Raw genomic sequence first — 3282 nt, 5'->3', positions numbered from 1 at the left:
TTTGTCTACACCCTCTTAAAGGTGTCAAAATGGCTGTCCATCCTACCCGCCAACAGCTGCTGTTGGTTGATGACGAAGAGGACGCGAACGAGGAGCTTGCAGAACTGCTCGAAGGCGAGGGGTTCTGCTGTTTCACGGCGTCGTCCGTGAAAATGGCCCTGCACCAGCTGACAGCCCATCCGGACATCGCGCTGGTGATTACCGATCTGCGGATGCCGGAGGAAAGCGGTATCCAGTTGATCCGCCACCTGCGCGAGCACACGTCGCGTCAACACCTGCCTGTCATCGTGACCTCTGGGCACGCCGACATGGACGACGTCAGCGATCTGTTGCGCCTGCACGTGCTGGACCTGTTCCGCAAACCCATCTACCACGTTCGTCTGCTGGAAACGCTCAACAACCTGTTCCCCGAGCCGAAAATCTTTCAGGTTCAGTGACCACAGCGTTTTCGTAACCTTCACTCCACCACGCTGAATTCAACCCTCGCGGTCTGGCCGCTTTCGTCCAGCACGCTTAATTGATAACGGCCCGGTTTGCTAAGGGGCGGGGTGAAGTCTTGCCGGGTGTCGGTGTCCGCCAGTGGCACGCCGTCAATGAACCACCAGCGATGTCCGCTGCCGCCCAGGGCCGAGAGTCTGAGGCGCAGCGCCTGACGGCTGCTCGCTGGCAGGCGCAGGTTGTCGCCTTCGCGCACGCCGACGATGCTAAGCGGCGGTGCCTGGTTGAGGTTCTGTGGTGGACAGTCCGGGTCGGCGGGTGGCAGGCGGGCTTCGCGTCGTTCGGCCCTGGGCAGCCAGGGTTCCAGAGGGGCAGGCCAAAGCGCGATGTCCTGCGCTTGAGCGTCCGGGCAACCGGCCGCCACGCGTAACCCCTTGGCGTTGATCCAGACACGTTCCTGCAAGCCCAGGCCGAGCGGTTGATCGGCCGCCTGCAAGGTTGGCGGCGTGGTGCCGTCCAGTGTCCAGGCGAAGCGCTGTCGACGGCAGTTCGGGTCGCTTTTGCTCATCGGTTGCCCCAGCGGCCAGCAGATCGCTGCCACGCCGACATTCAGCGGCACCGGTTGCACCGGCGCAGCGATCCCGTGCTGGCTGTCGCGATTGACCAGCACATCATGAACCTGAAGCATCAGTGGCGCTGCCGACGCCAGCCCGAACTGCCCCGGCACCGGTGTGCCGTCCGGGCGACCGATCCATACACCGACCAGAAAACGCGGCCCCACACCAATCGCCCACGCATCGCGGAAGCCATAGCTGGTGCCGGTCTTCCAAGCCAGTTGCGGGCGCTGCACCAGCTCGGCGCGCGGGTCTATGTCCGGACGCGACTGGCCGCTGAGGATGCGCCGGATGATCCACGCGGCCCCTGGCGACATCATCTGCCGTTCGCGCAATCGGTCCTGCGGTTGCAATCGAACATCGGCGCTTCGCCCGCCACGAGCGAAGGCGCTGTATCCCGTCACCAAATCCTCCAGCCGACTGCCCGCACCTCCCAGAATCAGCGCCAGATTCGGCTCGGCCAGCGGCGGCAGGGTCAGCGGTACGCCGCCATTGCGCAGTTCGGCGGCGAAGCGTTTCGGCCCATAAACCTCCAGTAACTGCACGGCAGGCAGGTTGAGCGACATCGACAGCGCCGAACTGGCCGCCACAGGTCCGCCGAAACCGGTTGAGAAGTTGCCCGGCCGGTAGTCACCGTAGCGACGCGGGACGTCCTGCATCAGTGATTCGGAGTGAATCAGTCCGGCATCCAATGCCATGCCGTACAGGAATGGCTTGAGGGTGGAGCCGGGCGAACGCAGCGCCGTCACCATGTCCACATGCCCGAAACGTTTGGCGTCGTTGATGTCCACTGAACCCACATAAGCGCGCACGGCCATGTTTTCTGCCTCGACCACCAGAATCGCTGCCGAGGTCCGTTCCGGAAGGCGCGCGCGCCAGCCCATCAGCAGGTCTTCCATGCGCCGTTGCAGTGGGGCATCCAGCGTGGTGCGGATCAGCGGTGGGCTGTTGGGGCGATTAAGGCGTCGGGCCAGCAGCGGCGCAAGACTGGGTTCCTGTCGCGGTGCCAGCCATAACGGCTCTTCCAGAGCCTCGTCCACGCTGGCTTGCGGCCATACCTGAAACTCGGCGAGACGCCTCAGCACTTTGTCGCGCGCAGCTTGCGCCCGTTGTGGATGACGGTCCGGACGCAGACGGCTGGGCGCCTGTGGCAGCACCGCCAGCAATGCAGCCTCGGCGCGAGTCAGATTGTGTGGGGATTTGCCCAGATACGCCCAGCTGGCCGCCGCCACTCCTTGCAGCGTTCCGCCGAATGGTGCGCGATTGAGGTACAGGCTGAGGATTTCATCCTTGGACAGATGCCACTCAAGCTGCAAGGTGCGCCACAACTGGCGAAACTTGCCGGATAAGGTTCGCGAGTGCGGGTCGAGTAGCCGCGCCACCTGCATTGACAGCGTACTGCCACCGGATACCACGCGCGCGCTACTGAGGTTTTGCCAGGTGGCGCGCACCAGCGCCAGCGGGTTCACGCCAGGATGGCTGTAGAACCAGCGGTCTTCGTAGGTCAGCAGGGCTTCAAGGTAATAAGGCGAAACCTGCTCGTTGCTGACCGGATATCGCCACACGCCATTGGCATCGGCAAAGCGCCACAGCGGTGTGCCGTCCTCGGCCAGTACGACGCGGGCCAGATCGTCTTTGGGCAGTGGCAACGGCCACAAGCGATCCGCCAGCCAAAGCAGGGCGATCAGCAGAATGATCGCGCCTGCCAGCCACTTGAGTTTTTGCCGCAGGCGCAGAAGAAATTCAGGTTTCAACGCAAAGAGCCTTTATGATCCACGGAACCTGACACGCCTTGCGACGGCCAAAGCGGACAGATCATTTTCTTCACGACCCCAATCAGGACGTACATATGCAGGTAGAAGGCTTTTTTGAATGGCTCGGGCAGGCCATCGGCGCGGTGATTCGCTTCTTCGTCGACGGTCTGGCGTGGTTGTTCAACGGGTTTACCCATGCTGGAGGAAATTTTGTCGATGGCCTGTCCCGCACGCTGGGCATGGACACTTCACTGATCAGCATCGTCGCACTGATCATCGGCCTGATGCTGCTTTACTCGGCTGTCCGGGCATTCATGCGCGCCTCGATCATCCTCGGGATCATCTGGCTGGCGCTGGGCCTGTGGTTGCTGAGCTGGATCATTCATTGATGCGCTAACTCCGTCTCCACGCCTTAAGCGCGTGCCCTTGTGGGAGCGAACTTGTTCGCGAAGGCTCTATTCCTGACGATACATCCT

The 3282-nt window shown here is 62.6% G+C and carries 3 protein-coding genes; 2 read left to right on the top strand and 1 reads right to left on the bottom strand.

What is annotated here, in order from left to right; genetic code table 11:
- The first annotated feature begins 29 nt into the window (after nucleotides 1–29).
- Complete coding sequence (locus ALO64_RS15870) at nucleotides 30–437, top strand: response regulator (RefSeq protein WP_002555358.1); 408 nt, start codon at nucleotides 30–32, stop codon at nucleotides 435–437.
- Nucleotides 438–457: 20 nt separating this feature from the next.
- Here ALO64_RS15870 and pbpC read toward each other — a convergent pair whose 3' ends face one another.
- Nucleotides 458–2806, bottom strand: coding sequence for a peptidoglycan glycosyltransferase PbpC (pbpC, locus tag ALO64_RS15865; protein ID WP_044345719.1), 2349 nt, complete (start codon nucleotides 2804–2806; stop codon nucleotides 458–460).
- Nucleotides 2807–2901: 95 nt separating this feature from the next.
- Between pbpC and ALO64_RS15860 the strand changes: the two genes are divergently transcribed.
- Nucleotides 2902–3195, top strand: coding sequence for a hypothetical protein (locus tag ALO64_RS15860; protein ID WP_002555356.1), 294 nt, complete (start codon nucleotides 2902–2904; stop codon nucleotides 3193–3195).
- The last annotated feature ends 87 nt before the right edge of the window (nucleotides 3196–3282 follow it).

This window comes from Pseudomonas meliae (assembly GCF_001400515.1).
GTDB lineage: Bacteria > Pseudomonadota > Gammaproteobacteria > Pseudomonadales > Pseudomonadaceae > Aquipseudomonas > Aquipseudomonas amygdali.
Note: the sequence above shows the minus strand (reverse complement) of the source record. Positions and strands in the feature narration are given on the sequence as shown.